Origin of the sequence: Streptomyces sp. NPDC050508 (assembly GCF_040655155.1) — a bacterium.
Classification (GTDB): domain Bacteria; phylum Actinomycetota; class Actinomycetes; order Streptomycetales; family Streptomycetaceae; genus Streptomyces.
Map to the genome: position 1 here is coordinate 321481 of NZ_JBFAJJ010000005.1, position 14935 is coordinate 336415.

Genomic DNA, 14935 nt, shown 5'->3' on the forward strand with positions numbered 1-14935 from the left:
CCGCCCGCGCCGGTCCCATTGACGTGCTCACGACCCTTGCCTATCTTGCCGTTCGAAGTGCTGACCGACGTCCGATATCTCGAACTGGACATTCGGGCATCGCGCACGATCCGATACGAGCCGCGGAGTATCCATGTCACGCACCAGCCGCACCCGCCTGAGACTTGCCTTAGCGGCAAGCGCTTTCCTGCTGGCGACGGCCGTCGTCCCCGCGCCCGCCCACGCCGAGGACGTCACCGACTACGCGATCACCGTCGACCCGTCGACGCAGGGCGCCAAGATCGACAAGACGATGTACGGCGTCTTCTTCGAGGACATCAACCGCGCGGCCGACGGCGGCCTGTACGCCGAGCTCGTGCAGAACCGGTCCTTCGAGTACTCCACCGACGACAACAAGTCGTACACCCCGCTGACCGCCTGGACGGTCGCGGGCACGGCCCAGGTGGTGAACGACGCCGGCCGCCTCAACGAGACCAACCGCAACTACCTTTCCCTGGAGGCCGGTTCGTCCGTCACGAACGCCGGTTACAACACCGGCATCGCCGTCGAGGACGGCAAGAAGTACGACTTCTCGGTGTGGGCCCGCGCCGACAACGGCACCACGCTCACCGTCGCCCTCCAGGACACCGGCGGCACGCTGGCGACCGCGCACCAGGTGAAGGTGAGGAAGAACGGCTGGGCCCAGTACCGGGCGAGGTTCACCGCGACCCGCACCAGCACCGCAGGCCGCCTCACCGTCGCCTCCTCCGATGCGACCGCCCTCGACATGGTGTCCCTCTTCCCCCGCGACACCTACAAGCACGAGCCGAACGGCCTGCGCAAGGACCTCGCCGAGAAGATCGCCGCCCTGCACCCGGGCTTCGTGCGCTTCCCCGGCGGCTGCCTGGTCAACACCGGCTCGATGGAGGACTACAGCGCCGCCTCCGGCTACCAGCGCAAGCGCTCGTACCAGTGGAAGGACACGATCGGCCCGGTCGAGACGCGCGCCACGAACTCCAACTTCTGGGGCTACAACCAGAGTTACGGCCTGGGCTACTACGAGTACTTCCGCTTCGCCGAGGACATCGGCGCGATGCCGCTGCCCGTCGTACCGGCCCTGGTGACCGGCTGCGGCCAGAACAAGGCCGTCGACGACCCCGCGCTGCTCAAGCGACACATCCAAGACACCCTGGATCTCATCGAGTTCGCCAACGGACCGGTGACGTCGAAGTGGGGCGGGCTGCGCGCAGAGATGGGCCACCCCAAGCCCTTCCACCTCACCCACATCGAGGTCGGCAACGAGGAGAACCTCCCCACCGAGTTCTTCGCCCGCTTCACCCAGTTCCGTACGGCGATCCAGGCCGCGTACCCGTACATGACCGTGATCTCCAACGCGGGCCCGGACGACAGCGGTTCGACCTTCGACACGGCCTGGCAGCTCAACAAGGACGCCAAGGTCGACATGGTCGACGAGCACTACTACAACAGCCCGCAGTGGTTCCTCCAGAACAACGACCGCTACGACTCCTACGACCGCACCGGCCCGAAGGTCTTCCTCGGCGAATACGCCTCCGGCGGCAACGCGTTCAAGAACGGCCTCGCCGAAGCGGCGTACATGACCGGCCTGGAACGCAACGCGGACGTCGTCAAACTCGCCTCCTACGCCCCGCTGTTCGCGAACGAGGACTACGTCCAGTGGCGCCCGGACCTGGTGTGGTTCAACAACCACGCGTCCTGGGGCTCCGCCAACTACGAGGTCCAGAAGCTGTTCATGAACAACGTCGGCAGCCGCGTGGTGCCGTCAACAGCCACCGGCACACCGTCACTTGTCGCCCCGATCTCCGGCGCGGTCGGCCTGTCGACCTGGGCGACGAGCGCGGCGTACGACGATGTGAAGGTGACGGCGGCGGACGGTTCGGCGCTGCTCTCCGACGACTTCTCCGGTGACGCGGCGCAGTGGACCCATACGGGAGGCGGGAGTTGGAGCCTTGAGGACGGGCAGTACGTCCAGACCGACACCGCCGCCGAGAACACCATGGTCTCGGCGGGCGACCCGGCCTGGCACGACTACGACCTGCATGTGAAGGCCACGAAACGGTCCGGGAAGGAAGGCTTCCTCGTCGCGTTCGGCGTCAAGGACACCGGCAACTACTACTGGTGGAACCTGGGCGGCTGGAACAACACCCAGACCGCCGTCGAACAGGCCGTGGACGGCGGCAAGTCGACGCTGATCGCCAAGCCGGGGACCATCGAGACAGGCCGCGCCTACGACGTCGACATCAAGGTGAGGGGCCGTCAGGTCACCCTGTACCTCGACGGGCAGGAGTGGGGCAGCTTCGCCGACGACAAGCCGGCCGAGCCGTTCCGTCAGGTCGTCACCAGGGACGCGAAGACCGGTGACCTGATCGTCAAGGTCGTCAACGACCAGTCCTCGGCGGCCCGTACGGCGATCGACCTGGGCGGTGCCAAGGTCGCGTCCAAGGCGAAGGTGACCACGCTCGCCGCCGCGCCCGACGCGGTGAACAGCGAGACGGCCACCGCGGTCGCGCCGGTCGTGTCCACCTTCAAGGGCGTTGCCGACAAGTTCAGTTACACCTTCCCGGCGAACTCCGTCACGTTCCTGAGGATCAGACAGAGGTAGCCGGGGCCTCTTGCGTGGGCTGCTGTCCCAGCGGCAGCAGCCCACGCTCGGCGAAGACCTTCTTCGCGGCGAAGGTGGCGTTGAGCGCCTTGGGGATGCCGCAGTACACCGCGGAGTGCGTCAGGGCCTCGATGATCTCCTCGGGCGTGAGGCCCACGTTCAGGGCCGCGTTCACGTGCACATCGAGCTGGGCCTCGCAGCCGCCGAGCGCGGTGAGCATGCCCAGCGTCACCAACTGGCGGTCGCGCGGGGCGAGTCCGGGACGGTCGTAGATCTCGCCGAAGGCCCAGGCGACGACCTGGTGACCCAGTTCGGGGTTGATGTCGGAGAGCGAGTCGACGACCCGCTGCCCGGCCTCGCCGTCGACCCGCTTGAGGACCTCCAGGCCGTGGGCGAAACGCTCTTCACGGGTGGTGCTAGCGCTCATGTCAGCTCATCATCCGATCCCGGCTGCTCTTGCTCGTGTCCATGTTCGTGTTCATGTTCATCGAGGAGCAGCTCTTCGTAGTGGTCGATCTTCTCGTCCAGCGCGGACGCGTTGCGGCGCAACGCCCTGATCCGGTCGGCCAGTTCGGCGCGGTGCTCGCGGAGCATCGCCAGCCGGTCGGCGACCGTGATGTTCCCCGCCGCCCGCAGCGCCGCGAACCGCTGCATGTCCGCGATCGACATGCCGGTCTCGCGCAGCCGCAGCAGGAACTCCAGCCAGGCCAAGTCCGCTGCCTGGTAACGCCGTTGGTTGCCGGTGCTCCGGCCGACCCGCTCGATCAGGCCGGCCTTCTCGTAGTAGCGCAACGTGTCGTGCGAGAGGCCCGTGCGCTCGGCGACCTGGGCGATGGTCAGGGTGCGTTCCCGGTCCTGCGGGCGGGACTTCAGGGGCTGTCCGCCGGTCTGGCGGCTGGTCTCTCCGCTGGTCATGAACACTACGGTAAAACCTGGAGCGCGCTCCAGGTCAAGCCCAGCCGAGGATCACTCGTGAATCACTTTTCGAAGTAGTCCTGAGCTGCGCGAACGCCCTCGACCAGGGCATCGACCTCGGCCGGAGTGTTGTAGACGTAGAAGCTCGCCCGGGTCGTCGCCGGGATGCCGTACCGGCGCACGATCGGGCGGGCGCAGTGGTGGCCGACGCGGACGGCCACGCCCCGTTCGTCAAGGATCTGCCCGACGTCGTGCGGATGGATGCCGTCGACCGTGAAGGAGACGGCCGAGCCGCGGTCGGTGAGGTCACGGGGGCCGACGACGCGGACGCCGGGGACTTCCTGGAGCAACGACAGAGCACGGGCGGTGAGCCGGTCCTCGTGGGCCGCGACCTCCTCCATCCCCAGCGCCTCCAGGTACTCCACGGCCGCCGCGAGCCCCACCGCCTGGGAGGTCATCGGGACGCCCGCCTCGAAGCGCTGCGGCGGCGGCAGGAAGGTCGTGCGGTCCATCTCGACGACCTCGATCATCGAACCGCCGGTGAGGAACGGCGGTAGTCCGGCAAGGAGTTCGCGTCTCCCCCACAGCACGCCGATGCCGTTCGGGCCGAGCATCTTGTGTCCGGAGAAGGCGAGGAAGTCCGCGCCCGACTCCCGTACGTCGACCGGGCGGTGGGGGACGGACTGGGCGCCGTCGACCACGACCAGGGTGCCGAACTCGTGTGCGCGGTCGGCGAGTTGCCGTACGGGATTGATGGTTCCGAGGACGTTGGACTGGTGGGCGACGGCGAGGACCTTGGTGCGCTCGTCGAGCAGTTCGTCGATCCGGGTGAGGTCCAGGCGGCCCTCGTCCGTCAGGCCGAACCAGTCGAGGCTCGCACCCGTGCGCTCGGCGAGCTGCTGCCAGGGGACCAGGTTGGCGTGGTGTTCCATCTCCGTGACCACGATCCGGTCGCCGGGGCCGATCCGGCCCGCGTTGCCCAGTGCGTAGGCGACGAGGTTGATGCCCTCGGTGGTGTTCTTGGTGAAGACGATCTCGTCGTCGTGAGCCCCGACGAACCGGGCGACGGTATGCCGCGCGCTCTCGTACGCCTCCGTCGCCTCGCCTGCCAGCTGGTGCGCGCCGCGGTGCACGGCGGCGTTGCGAGTGAGGTAGAAGTCCCGCTCGGCGTCCAGGACTTGGAGCGGTTTCTGGGTGGTGGCGCCGGAGTCGAGGTAGACGAGACGGGCGCCGCTGTCCATCGTCCGTTCCAGGATCGGGAAGTCCTTGCGCAGCGCGTCCACATCGAAGGCCACGATGTCTCACCTCTCACGGTTTCACTGTCGATTCTCCGTGAGGCACGCTAGGACTCCTCACGGAGAATCGCAAGCATTACCATGAGACCTGTGGATCACGAGGCCCCTGTCTACCTGTACCAGCTCGCCGTCCCCGGCGAGGACCGCTATCCCTCCCTGGCGCTGGTCAACACGCGTTTCACCCTCAGCCACGGCGCGGTCGACCTGCTCGACGACACCGAGGCCGCCCACCTGTGGCTCGTACGCCATGAACTGCTGCCCGACCGGGTGGCGTTGAACGGCCGACAGTCCGGTCGGCTCCTCGCCCTGCGCGAAGCCCTGCGCACGCTCTTCGAGGCGTACGGCGACGGCCGCCCGCCGCCTGCCGAGAGCCTCGCCACCGTCAACTCCGCGCTGGCGGCGGCCCCTTCGACACCCCGACTCGCCTGGACCGCCGACGGCCCGCGCCGGGCCGACGAACCCGACACCGGTAACCCGGCAGCCGCGGCCCTCTCCCTCCTCGCCGAGGACGCCACCGACCTGCTCACCGGCCCCGAGGCCGACCAGCTCACCGCATGCGCCGCGCAGGGCTGCACCCGCTGGTTCCTGCGCTCGCACGGAGCCCGGCGCTGGTGCACGACCAAGTGCGGGAACCGGGTGCGGGCGGCCCGGGCGTACGCGGCCAAGCGGGGGAGAGCGGGGGAGAGCGGGGAGTAACTCGCTTGCGTGGCAACGCCGGTGTGGTCACGCGGCGCGAACACGACACCGAGCGCTTGGGATGACGCGGCAACCGGATGATCGCCGGCTGAGGCTGCGGGCGTCTCACCAGTAGGCGCTGTCGTCCCACGCCTCGAAACCGTCGTGCTCGACGGGGTCGTCCTCCTCGTCGAGCGCGGCCAGCCCCTCCGTGGCCAGGGTGCCGCGCTGCCAGGCGAGGAGCGTGTCGATCAGGCCGCCCTCCGGCGCGGGCTCCTGGTCGGCGTGGCGGGACCAGACGATCAGCGGCCAGGCGTCCGGGTCCGGGCCCGCGGTGAGCCAGCCGAGGTGGTCCGCGTCGTAGGAGTTCGCGAAGGGCAGGAAACCGCCGAGCTCCGGCCAGACGGCCAGCGGATACCGGTCCGGGTAGTTGTCCTTGCGATGGCGTATATCCCGTCGGACAGCGCGAGCAGGCGTGCCGTGCCCGGCGCGTTCTCGTGTGGGAGGGGCGGCTGGGGAGGGTCCGTCGCTGCCACTGGCTCCGTCACGTCGATGAGGGTAGGGCGTCGCGTCCTTAAGCGGTGGTGCCGATCCGCCGAGTCCGTTTACGGTCCCTTCGTGATGATCAAGTGTGGTGAGCCGCAGAGGCTCGGCGTCCCGGACCCCGAGGCGAGGTTGCGCTTCGAGGCGGAGCAGGGGGAGAGCGGGGGTCGGCCGGGGCGCAGGTTGCTCGTGGTCGACGGGGAGCCCGCCTTCGAGCTCAGCCACTGGTGTGGAACGTGCCCGTTTCTGTTCCGTCGGCTGGAGACCGCGAAGCAGAAGTTGTCGTTGGACGACGTACGGGAGCGGCTCACCGGGACGCTGGCCGCTCCCGGCGACGGCGGTGTGATCGACGCGTTCGGCGCGTTGCTGCCGGAGGGCGAGTACCTTCCGGTGCTGCTGCGGGTGGAGCCCCGCCTGGTGATCCCGGGCCGGGAGGGCGACTACTTCAGCGGCGAGCAGGTGGACTCGTGGGGGATCGACCAGTTCTGGGGCCTCCCGGAGTACCCGCACACGCCCTACTACCGGACCTTCGAGACCGCGGTCGACGCGTCCGCCCACCTCTATGAGTTCATCGTGCCCATGGTTCCCCCGACGTGGAACGAGCGGGAGCGCGTCGAGGAGTACGTCGAGCTCATGGGCCGGGGCGCGGTCCCGACGGCTGTGGCGGTCTCGACGCTGGACGTGTGCGAGCCCGCGGGCGGCTTCGGCGACGACCAGTCCCGGCACTGGGGCCTGACCCACTTCCTCCTCGACGGCCACCACAAACTGGACGCCGCGGCCACCGCCGGCCGCCCGGTACAGCTCCTCTCGCTCCTGGCACTGGGGGAGGGCCTGGCTGACGCCGAAGAGTGCGCTCGACTGCCCGCTCTGTGCGCCCGACCCCGCTCGGTCCGGAAGACCGCTGCCTGAACCGAGTCCTCCCAACTCGGCGCCACCCGCGTCGGCGGGATCGATCTGAACAAGCCCCGGATCCGCGCCGAGCCGGCCGGAGTCCTGACCCTGGCACCCGCCCGCATCATCGCGGCTCCAACCACCCTCCGCGACAAGGTCATCAGCCCGCTACTCGCCGGTGTCAGCGAACCCCGACGGCCGACGGCCCCCCGCCACCTGGACCACCATCGACCAGCACTGCCAGACCCTCCGCCTGGAGACGATGGCCGTGTTCACCGAACCGGGCATCGCCTGCGGATGGACAACATTTCGTCGATCGGGATTTCGTGAGCGCCTAGCCCTGTCTCCGGGAGGGTGAGACGGGCGCCGTCTCGCCGGAACCGACGGACGGGCCGGAGGCGGCGAGGTCGAGGAGCGTCATCCTGTCGTGGTCCGGGCTGCCGGGCGGCGCCATGTAGATGACGAGGCGCTGGCCTTGTGCGCGGTTGAGGGACAGCCCTTCGTGCGAGAGCGTCATCGTGCCGACCTCCGGGTGTCGGAGCGTCTTCTCGCCGTCGCCGATCGTGTGCACCTCGTACCGCTCCCAGAGCCGGTTGAAGTCGGGGCTCTTGACGATCAGCTCACCTACGAGTGCGGCGAGATCCGGGGCATCCGGATCGGTGCCGGCGATCGCCCGCAACTGGGCGACGCACCCCTTGGCCTTCTGTTCCCAGTCCGCCCACAGTTCGCGGGCAGCTGGGTGCAGGAAGGTGTACCGGACGGTGTTCCGCTGCCGCTCCGGCCAGTCGGCGATGCCGTGGAGCAGCCGCAGCCCGCCGGGATTGGCCGCCAGCAGGTCGTTGGTGCGGCTCACGACGTACGCAGGGTTGGGCCGGAGCGTCTCCAGAAGCTGTGTGACGGTCGGACGGACCCGCCGTGACGGCAGGGGACGGGGCTCGGGCGCACGCCGCGCCGCCCGCGCCGCCAACTCGTGCAGGAAGCCGCTCTCCTCCGGGTTGAGGCGGAGCGCGTCGGCCAGCGCCTCGACCACGGAGGGGCTCGGACGGGTCTCCTTGCCGCGTTCCAGACGAATGTAGTAGTCGATGCTCACACCGGCCAGCGCCGCCAGCTCCTCCCGGCGCAGACCCGGCGTACGGCGCGTGCCGGTTCCTGCGGGCAGTCCGACGTCTGCAGGGCGTACGTCGCCACGGCGAGCCCGCAGAAACTTCCCGAACTCAGTCATGTCGTCATTCTGCCAGCGTGTGATCAGGGGGCCGGCCTGGAGCCTGGCCCTGTTGCACCCACCTGTGGCGCACCCCGGAAGATCACGGTCTGCCTCGCCCTAGCGAACCTCACCAGTCTGGACGGATGACCACTCTTGAACCAGCCCGCGCGTCACAGGATGCCCGGCAACGCACGGCCGCACCGAAACTGATCCTGGCGACCACGTTCATGGGCATCTTTCTGCTCAACCTCAACACCATGGCGATGAACGTGGCGCTGCCCGGGATCGGGCGGACCTTCGGCGGCAGTACGGCGGGACTGCAGTGGATCGTGGACGCCTACACGCTGATGTTCGCCGCGCTCCTGCTTTCCGCGGGCACGCTCTCCGACCGTATCGGGGCGAGCCGCGCGTTCGGCGCCGGCGTCGCGGTCTTCACGGTCGCCTCGGCGGCCTGTGGACTGGCGCCGGGGCTGGGCGAGTTGATCGCAGCCCGCCTGATCCAGGGGAGCGCGGCGGCGATCATGCTGCCGTCCTCGCTGGCCCTCGTCCGGCAGGCCTTCCCGGACGCAGTGGAACGGGCACGGGCCATCGCGCTGTGGACCGCCGGCGGAGCCGTCGCGGTTGCGGCCGGCCCGGTGGCCGGCGGGGTGCTGTCCAGCACTCTGAGCTGGCGGGCGATCTTCATCGTCAACCTGCCCGTCGGCATCGCCACCCTCGCGGTGTTGACCCGCGCGGAGCGCTCGCCGCGCCGTGCCACGCCGCTCGATCCGTACGGCCAGCTCACGGCGATCGTCGCGCTCGCAGCGCTCACCTTCGCGGTGATCGACGGAGGGGAGAACGGCTTCGGCGAGCCCGTGGTACTGGGCTGCCTGGGGCTCGCCGTAGTGGCGACGGCGGCGTTCATCATGATCGAGGCGCGTACCGCCGCGCCGTTGGTCCCGCTCGACCTCTTCCGTTCGCGCACGGTGACGGTTTCGGTCGCGATCGGCTTCGTCGGCAATGCGGCGTTCTACGGGCTGGTGTTCATGCTGAGCCTGTTCTTTCAGGACGTTCTGAACCTGTCCGCCGTGGCCGCGGGGCTGATGTTCCTACCGATGATGGCCGTGATCGCCGGAGCCAACCTGGCCTCGGCCAGGGCTGCGGCACGCTTTGGGCCGCGGATGCCGATCGCCACGGGACAAGCGATCTTCGCGCTGGCGATGTTCGGCCTGCTCTGGATCGACGAGGGCACCAGCAGACCAGTGATCGCGGCGATGCTCATCCCGGTCGGCCTCGGCCTGGGCTTCTTCGTACCTTCCCTCACCGCCGTCCTGCTGAACGACATCGCCGCAGACCGGGCGGGAATGGCCGCCGGGATCCTGAACTCCTTCCGGCAGACGGGCGGCGCGCTCGCCGTGGCCGTCTTCGGAGCCCTGGTCGCGGACCGGGGTGAGTTCATTGTGGGTCTGCGGGTCGCCTTGTGCGTCTCGGCTGTGATGCTGACAGCCACCACGGCCGCGGCCCTCATGCTGCCGCGCGGCCGCAGCTGACGGGACGGTGACGGGGATGTCCGGCGCGGGGCCCGGTAATGAACTCGACCTGAGGGAGCCGGGCGGCGCACATCGTGTGGGCGCTCCTCACCTCGCCTCGGCCGGGTGAGGGGCACCCCGACCTTCGGATCGGCTGGGCGAGCTGGTCGATGATCAGTGGCGGAGGGCCGCAACGGCTCCTCGCCCAGCCGCTGGCGGGTCTGGGTGATCCCACCCGAGGTCAGCACCTCCCAGCCGGCATCCCGGCAACCCCACCTCATGAGAGTGCCGGCCAGCCGTGCGGCGACCTCCGCACAGTCGTCATCGGCGAACAACGCCAGGGCCAACCGCCCACCCGCGGATACCACATTCGCGATGCGGTCGATGAGGCGGTCGGATCAGATTTGTTCGGGAGGAGCCGCAGGTCAGCATGGTTGATGAGCCAACGGAACGAGCGGGTCTCCGCGCGACCGCAGTCATCCGTCAGGACGAGCCGACCGAACTGACCGTGGACGTCTTCGATCGTCCACCGGAAGGCACGCTGGTCGCGTCCGCTAACTCGGAGAGCGTCATCACCCGCCCCTCCTGACCGCCGATCACGGCCAGGAAGTCCGGGACGTGCCAGGACTGGCCGCCCTCGTACTCAAAGTCCAGCCGGAACGGCTTGGGCCAGCACCTCCGATGCACTCAGGAAATCCAGCGCAACCAGCAGCCGCATCTCCTCCAGCGACTCGAAGCCGTGCTTCCGGCCCGTTGACGCCATCACCTCAAGTCCGGGGCGATGCCGCTGCTTCGCCCGCACGGCGTTACGGGATCAAGATCCGCCAACTGACGCGCTCACCCGCCAACCAAAAGTCTCAGTCACGGCGACCCGTCTGCATACCCACTCACCCAGATTGCATAAACGTGCAACGAAACGTATAGTCATGCCATCGAAGAGGAGGGTTCCATGGCGGTACGTGCGGCAGTGGCCGGAGCGAGTGGATACGCGGGTGGGGAACTGCTGCGTCTGCTCCTGGCGCACCCCGAGGTCGAGATCGGTGCCCTGACCGGCAACTCCAACGCCGGACAGAAGCTCGGCGCGCTGCAACCGCACCTGCTGCCGCTCGCCGACCGTGTACTCCAGGAAACCACCCCCGAGGTCCTCGCCGGACACGACGTCGTCTTCCTCGCCCTGCCCCACGGCCAGTCCGCCGCCGTCGCCGAGCGGCTCGGCCCGGACGTCCTCGTCGTCGACATGGGCGCCGACTTCCGGCTGAAGGACGCGGCCGACTGGGAGCGCTTCTACGGCTCCGCACACGCCGGCACCTGGCCCTACGGCCTGCCCGAACTCCCGGGTGCCCGCGCCGCGTTGGAGGGGTCCAAGCGCATCGCCGTGCCCGGTTGCTATCCGACGGCAGCCTCCCTCGCGCTCTTCCCGGCGTACGCCGCCGGGCTCGCCGAGAACGAGGCCGTGATCGTCGCCGCCTCCGGGACCTCGGGTGCCGGTAAGGCGCCCAAGGCTCACCTCCTGGGCTCCGAGGTCATGGGCTCCATGTCGCCGTACGGCGTCGGCGGCGGCCACCGGCACACCCCCGAGATCATTCAGAATCTGGGTGACGCGGCCGGTGAGACCGTCACCGTCTCCTTCACGCCCACCCTCGCGCCGATGCCCCGCGGCATCCTCGCCACCTGCAGCGCCAAGGCCAGGCCCGGTGTCACCGGCGAGTCCGTGCGTGCCGCCTACGAGAAGGCCTTCGCCGACGAACCCTTCGTGTTCCTGCTCCCCGAGGGGCAGTGGCCGGCGACGGCGTCCGTCTACGGTTCCAACGCCGTTCAGGTGCAGGTCGCGTACGACGAGGCCGCGGGCCGCATCATCGCGATCAGCGCCATCGACAACCTGACCAAGGGCACCGCGGGCGGTGCCGTCCAGAGCATGAACCTCGCCCTCGGGCTCGACGAGACCACCGGGCTTTCTACGATCGGAGTCGCGCCGTGAGTGTGACGGCAGCACAGGGATTCACGGCCGCGGGCATCGCGGCCGGGATCAAGGAGAACGGCAACCCGGACCTGGCCCTCGTGGTCAACAACGGGCCCCGCCTCGCCGCCGCGGGCGTCTTCACCTCCAACCGCGTCAAAGCCGCACCGGTGTTGTGGTCGGAACAGGTACTGAAGGGCGGTCAGGTATCCGCCGTCGTCCTCAACTCCGGTGGCGCCAACGCCTGTACGGGGCCGAAGGGCTTCCAGGACACCCACGCCACCGCCGAGAAGGTCGCCGACACGCTGGGCCTGAACGCCGCCGAGGTGGCCGTCGCCTCCACCGGGCTCATCGGGCTGTTGCTCCCGATGGACAAGCTACTGCCGGGAGTCGAGGCCGCTGCCGGTCAACTCTCCCCACACGGCGGCGAGAAGGCCGCCATCGCCATCAAGACCACGGACTCCGTCCACAAGACCGCCGTCGTGACCACCAAGGACGGCTGGACCGTCGGCGGCATGGCCAAGGGCGCGGGCATGCTCGCCCCCGGCCTCGCCACCATGCTCGTCGTCCTCACCACCGACGCCGACGTCGAGAGCGACGTACTGGACAAGGCACTTCGGGCCGCCACCCGCACGACCTTCGACCGCGTCGACTCCGACGGCTGCATGTCCACCAACGACACCGTGCTGCTGCTCGCCTCCGGCGCCTCCCAAGTCACCCCGGAGTACGAGGAGTTCGCCGAGGCCGTCCGTGCTGTCTGCGACGACCTCGGCCAGCAGCTGATCCGGGACGCCGAGGGCGCCAGCAAGGACATCAAGGTCGAGGTCGTCAACGCCGCGAGCGAGGACGACGCCGTCGAGGTGGGTCGCTCCATCGCCCGCAACAACCTCCTCAAGTGCGCGATCCACGGCGAAGACCCCAACTGGGGCCGGGTGTTGTCCGCGATCGGCACGACCCAGGCCGCCTTCGAACCCGACCAGCTCAACGTCGCCATCAATGGTGTGTGGGTCTGCAAGAACGGCGGTGTCGGCGAGGACCGCGACAAGGTCGACATGCGCTACCGCGAGGTGCACATCGTCGCCGACCTCGCCGCCGGGTCCGAGACCGCGACGATCTGGACCAACGACCTCACCGCCGACTACGTCCACGAGAACAGCGCGTACTCGTCATGAGCACTACTCGCAAGCACACCGCGCTGCCCAAGGCGCAGATCCTCATCGAGGCGCTGCCCTGGCTGACCCGGCACAACGGAAAGACCGTCGTCATCAAGTTCGGCGGCAACGCCATGATCGACGAGGACCTGAAGGCCGCGTTCGCCCAGGACGTCGTGTTCCTGCACCACGCGGGGCTCAAGCCCGTCGTCGTGCACGGCGGCGGCCCGCAGATCAGCGCCGCCCTCGACCGGCACGGCATCGTCAGCGAGTTCAAGGCCGGCCTGCGCGTCACCACCGAGGACGCCATGGACGTCGTACGGATGGTGCTTGCCGGGCAGGTGCAGCGCGAGTTGGTCGGGCTGCTCAACCAACACGGGCCGCTCGCCGTCGGGTTGACCGGCGAGGACGCGCACACCATCACCGCCACCAAGCATCTGCCCGAGATCGACGGGGAGTTGGTCGACATCGGGCGGGTGGGTGAGATCACCGCGATCGACACGGGCGCGATCGAGGCTCTGCTCGCCGACGGCCGTATCCCGGTCGTCTCGTCGATCGCGAGGAGCGAGGACGACGGACATGTCTACAACGTCAATGCTGATACGGCGGCTGCGGCACTCGCTGCGGCGCTTGGGGCCGAAACCCTCATGGTCCTCACGGACGTCGAGGGTCTCTACGAGGACTGGCCCCACAGCGACGAGGTGATCAGCCGCCTCACGGCCACCGAACTCGAAAAGCTGCTCCCGGAGTTGAGCTCCGGAATGGTGCCGAAGATGGAGGGCTGTCTGCACGCCGTGCGCAACGGTGTGACCACCGCCCGGGTCATCGACGGCCGGGTCCAGCACTCGATCCTGCTGGAGATCTTCACCGACGAGGGCATCGGCACGATGGTCGTGCCGGACGAGCTGCCCGACCCGAAGTCAGCAAAGAAGAAGTCCGCCAAGAAGTCCGGCAAGAAGCAGGGGAATGCCGTATGACCGCCAATGAGGAGCTGACCCAGCGGTGGCAGGGGTCGCTCATGAACAACTACGGCACCCCGACGCTTCCCCTCGTCCGCGGTGCGGGCGCCAGGCTGTGGGACGCCGACGGCAACGAGTACGTCGACTTCGTCGGCGGTATCGCGGTCAACGCGCTCGGTCACGCCCACCCGGCGATCGTCGAGGCCGTCAGCAAGCAGATCGCCGAACTCGGCCATGTCTCCAACCTGTTCATCGCCGAACCGCCCGTCGCCCTCGCCGAACGGCTCCTTGAGCGCTTCGGCCGGGACGGCAAGGTGTTCTTCTGCAACTCGGGCGCCGAGGCCAACGAAGGCGCCTTCAAGATCGGCCGGTTGACGGGCCGTCAGCACATGGTCGCCACCACGGGCGCCTTCCACGGCCGGACGATGGGCTCCCTCGCCCTCACCGGCCAGCCCGCCAAGCAGGCACCGTTCCTGCCGCTGCCCGGTGATGTGACGCATGTGCCCTACGGCGACGCGCAGGCACTCGCCGCCGCCGTCACCGAGGACACCGCGCTCGTCATCATCGAGCCGATCCAGGGCGAGAACGGGGTCGTCGTACCGCCTGCCGGGTATCTGAAGGCCGCCCGTGCGATCACCGCGGCCCACGGGGCGCTGCTGGTCCTGGACGAGGTGCAGACCGGGATCGGCCGTACCGGGCACTGGTTCGAGTACCAGGCCCACGAAGGTGTCCTGCCCGATGTCGTGACCCTCGCGAAGGGGCTCGGCGGCGGGCTGCCGCTCGGCGCCACCGTCGCCTTCGGGCGCGCTGCCGAGTTGCTCCAGCCGGGCCAGCACGGCACGACGTTCGGCGGCAATCCGGTCGCCTGCGCCGCCGGACTCGCCGTACTCGACACCATCGAGGCCGAGGGTCTGCTGGAGAACGTGAAGCGGCAGAGCGAGAAGATCCGTGACGGAATCGAGTCGCTGGGCCACCCGTTGATCGATTATGTCCGGGGTGCGGGCCTCCTCCTGGGTATCGTGCTCACCGAGCCGCTCGCGCCCCAGGTGCAACAGGCGGCTCAGGACGCCGGTTTCCTGGTCAACGCGCCCGCCCCCGATGTCGTACGGCTGATGCCACCGCTGAACCTCGGCGACGACGAGGCGGACGCGTTCCTCCGGGCGCTGCCCGGTGTCCTGGACGTGGCCAAGGGGGACGGATGATCCGGAGAATGAGTC

At 69.0% G+C, this 14935-nt stretch carries 15 protein-coding genes and 1 pseudogene; 9 read left to right on the top strand and 7 right to left on the bottom strand.

Translation table 11 applies throughout. The annotated features are described in order from the left end of the window. Nucleotides 1-133 precede the first annotated feature (133 nt). Nucleotides 134-2620, top strand: a complete 2487-nt coding sequence (locus AB0I69_RS16975) for an alpha-L-arabinofuranosidase C-terminal domain-containing protein (protein ID WP_363096419.1) — start codon at nucleotides 134-136, stop codon at nucleotides 2618-2620. Here AB0I69_RS16975 and AB0I69_RS16980 read toward each other — a convergent pair. The 3 genes from AB0I69_RS16980 to AB0I69_RS16990 all read right to left on the bottom strand — a co-directional run bounded on the left by AB0I69_RS16980 (nucleotide 2607) and on the right by AB0I69_RS16990 (nucleotide 4830). Beyond that, entirely contained in the window at nucleotides 2607-3047 is a 441-nt protein-coding gene (locus AB0I69_RS16980; protein ID WP_363096420.1) for a carboxymuconolactone decarboxylase family protein, read from the bottom strand. The genes AB0I69_RS16975 and AB0I69_RS16980 overlap by 14 nt on opposite strands. After that, a complete protein-coding gene (locus tag AB0I69_RS16985) occupies nucleotides 3044-3535 on the bottom strand; it encodes a MerR family transcriptional regulator (protein ID WP_363096421.1) in 492 nt (163 codons plus the stop codon). The genes AB0I69_RS16980 and AB0I69_RS16985 overlap by 4 nt, the downstream gene beginning before the upstream one ends. A gap of 62 nt (nucleotides 3536-3597) precedes the next feature. Beyond that, on the bottom strand, nucleotides 3598-4830 hold the full coding sequence (locus AB0I69_RS16990) for a cysteine desulfurase (RefSeq protein WP_363096422.1): 1233 nt from the start codon (nucleotides 4828-4830) through the stop codon (nucleotides 3598-3600). 81 nt (nucleotides 4831-4911) lie between these two features. On the opposite strand from AB0I69_RS16990, the gene AB0I69_RS16995 reads away from it, so the two are divergent. After that, the gene (locus tag AB0I69_RS16995; RefSeq protein ID WP_363096423.1) at nucleotides 4912-5526 is read left to right on the top strand and encodes an ABATE domain-containing protein; all 615 of its coding nucleotides are present in this window, start codon (nucleotides 4912-4914) and stop codon (nucleotides 5524-5526) included. A 105-nt stretch (nucleotides 5527-5631) separates the two neighbouring features. On the opposite strand, the gene AB0I69_RS17000 is transcribed toward AB0I69_RS16995, so the two are convergent. After that, nucleotides 5632-6273, bottom strand: a complete 642-nt coding sequence (locus AB0I69_RS17000; protein WP_363096424.1) for a hypothetical protein — start codon at nucleotides 6271-6273, stop codon at nucleotides 5632-5634. A 60-nt stretch (nucleotides 6274-6333) separates the two neighbouring features. Between AB0I69_RS17000 and AB0I69_RS17005 the strand changes: the two genes are divergently transcribed. Then, on the top strand, nucleotides 6334-6957 hold the full coding sequence (locus tag AB0I69_RS17005) for a hypothetical protein (RefSeq protein ID WP_363096425.1): 624 nt from the start codon (nucleotides 6334-6336) through the stop codon (nucleotides 6955-6957). Between the two features lie 316 nt (nucleotides 6958-7273). Here the strand turns inward: AB0I69_RS17005 and AB0I69_RS17010 are convergent, their stop codons facing one another. After that, nucleotides 7274-8161: a helix-turn-helix domain-containing protein gene (locus AB0I69_RS17010; RefSeq protein ID WP_363096426.1), complete on the bottom strand. Its 888-nt coding sequence runs from the start codon at nucleotides 8159-8161 to the stop codon at nucleotides 7274-7276. 125 nt (nucleotides 8162-8286) lie between these two features. Here AB0I69_RS17010 and AB0I69_RS17015 point away from each other — a divergent pair, with 125 nt between their 5' ends. Beyond that, nucleotides 8287-9672 carry an MFS transporter gene (locus AB0I69_RS17015; protein WP_363096427.1) on the top strand — a complete coding sequence of 462 codons (1386 nt, stop codon included), beginning with the start codon at nucleotides 8287-8289 and terminating at the stop codon, nucleotides 9670-9672. A 179-nt stretch (nucleotides 9673-9851) separates the two neighbouring features. Here the strand turns inward: AB0I69_RS17015 and AB0I69_RS17020 are convergent. Next, nucleotides 9852-10019, bottom strand: a pseudogene (locus tag AB0I69_RS17020) (transposase domain-containing protein); the annotation flags it as partial. A 62-nt stretch (nucleotides 10020-10081) separates the two neighbouring features. Here AB0I69_RS17020 and AB0I69_RS17025 point away from each other — a divergent pair. Next, nucleotides 10082-10240 carry a hypothetical protein gene (locus AB0I69_RS17025; RefSeq protein WP_363096428.1) on the top strand — a complete coding sequence of 53 codons (159 nt, stop codon included), beginning with the start codon at nucleotides 10082-10084 and terminating at the stop codon, nucleotides 10238-10240. 54 nt (nucleotides 10241-10294) lie between these two features. Here AB0I69_RS17025 and AB0I69_RS17030 read toward each other — a convergent pair whose 3' ends face one another. Next, nucleotides 10295-10453 (bottom strand): hypothetical protein, encoded by a 159-nt coding sequence (locus tag AB0I69_RS17030; RefSeq protein ID WP_363096429.1) that lies wholly within the window; start codon nucleotides 10451-10453, stop codon nucleotides 10295-10297. Between the two features lie 147 nt (nucleotides 10454-10600). Here AB0I69_RS17030 and argC point away from each other — a divergent pair, with 147 nt between their 5' ends. From argC to AB0I69_RS17050, 4 genes are read left to right on the top strand one after another with little or no spacing between them, the layout of a single operon-like run. Beyond that, nucleotides 10601-11629 (top strand): N-acetyl-gamma-glutamyl-phosphate reductase, encoded by a 1029-nt coding sequence (gene argC, locus AB0I69_RS17035; protein ID WP_363096430.1) that lies wholly within the window; start codon nucleotides 10601-10603, stop codon nucleotides 11627-11629. Continuing rightward, a complete protein-coding gene (argJ, locus tag AB0I69_RS17040; RefSeq protein ID WP_363096431.1) occupies nucleotides 11626-12780 on the top strand; it encodes a bifunctional glutamate N-acetyltransferase/amino-acid acetyltransferase ArgJ in 1155 nt (384 codons plus the stop codon). The genes argC and argJ overlap by 4 nt, the downstream gene beginning before the upstream one ends. Then, on the top strand, nucleotides 12777-13736 hold the full coding sequence (argB, locus tag AB0I69_RS17045; protein ID WP_363096432.1) for an acetylglutamate kinase: 960 nt from the start codon (nucleotides 12777-12779) through the stop codon (nucleotides 13734-13736). The genes argJ and argB overlap by 4 nt, the downstream gene beginning before the upstream one ends. Beyond that, complete coding sequence (locus tag AB0I69_RS17050; protein WP_363096433.1) at nucleotides 13733-14920, top strand: acetylornithine transaminase; 1188 nt, start codon at nucleotides 13733-13735, stop codon at nucleotides 14918-14920. The genes argB and AB0I69_RS17050 overlap by 4 nt, the downstream gene beginning before the upstream one ends. The last annotated feature ends 15 nt before the right edge of the window (nucleotides 14921-14935 follow it).

Excerpts from the sequence above, each read along its gene's own strand:
- AB0I69_RS16995 (WP_363096423.1), top strand. The coding sequence starts at position 4,912 with ATGAGACCTGTGGATCACGAGGCCCCTGTCTACCTGTACCAGCTCGCC.
- AB0I69_RS16985 (WP_363096421.1), bottom strand. The coding sequence starts at position 3,535 with ATGACCAGCGGAGAGACCAGCCGCCAGACCGGCGGACAGCCCCTGAAG.
- AB0I69_RS17025 (WP_363096428.1), top strand. The coding sequence starts at position 10,082 with ATGGTTGATGAGCCAACGGAACGAGCGGGTCTCCGCGCGACCGCAGTC.
- AB0I69_RS17015 (WP_363096427.1), top strand. The coding sequence starts at position 8,287 with ATGACCACTCTTGAACCAGCCCGCGCGTCACAGGATGCCCGGCAACGC.
- AB0I69_RS17050 (WP_363096433.1), top strand. The coding sequence starts at position 13,733 with ATGACCGCCAATGAGGAGCTGACCCAGCGGTGGCAGGGGTCGCTCATG.
- argC (WP_363096430.1), top strand. The coding sequence starts at position 10,601 with ATGGCGGTACGTGCGGCAGTGGCCGGAGCGAGTGGATACGCGGGTGGG.
- AB0I69_RS16975 (WP_363096419.1), top strand. The coding sequence starts at position 134 with ATGTCACGCACCAGCCGCACCCGCCTGAGACTTGCCTTAGCGGCAAGC.
- AB0I69_RS16980 (WP_363096420.1), bottom strand. The coding sequence starts at position 3,047 with ATGAGCGCTAGCACCACCCGTGAAGAGCGTTTCGCCCACGGCCTGGAG.
- AB0I69_RS17010 (WP_363096426.1), bottom strand. The coding sequence starts at position 8,161 with ATGACTGAGTTCGGGAAGTTTCTGCGGGCTCGCCGTGGCGACGTACGC.
- argB (WP_363096432.1), top strand. The coding sequence starts at position 12,777 with ATGAGCACTACTCGCAAGCACACCGCGCTGCCCAAGGCGCAGATCCTC.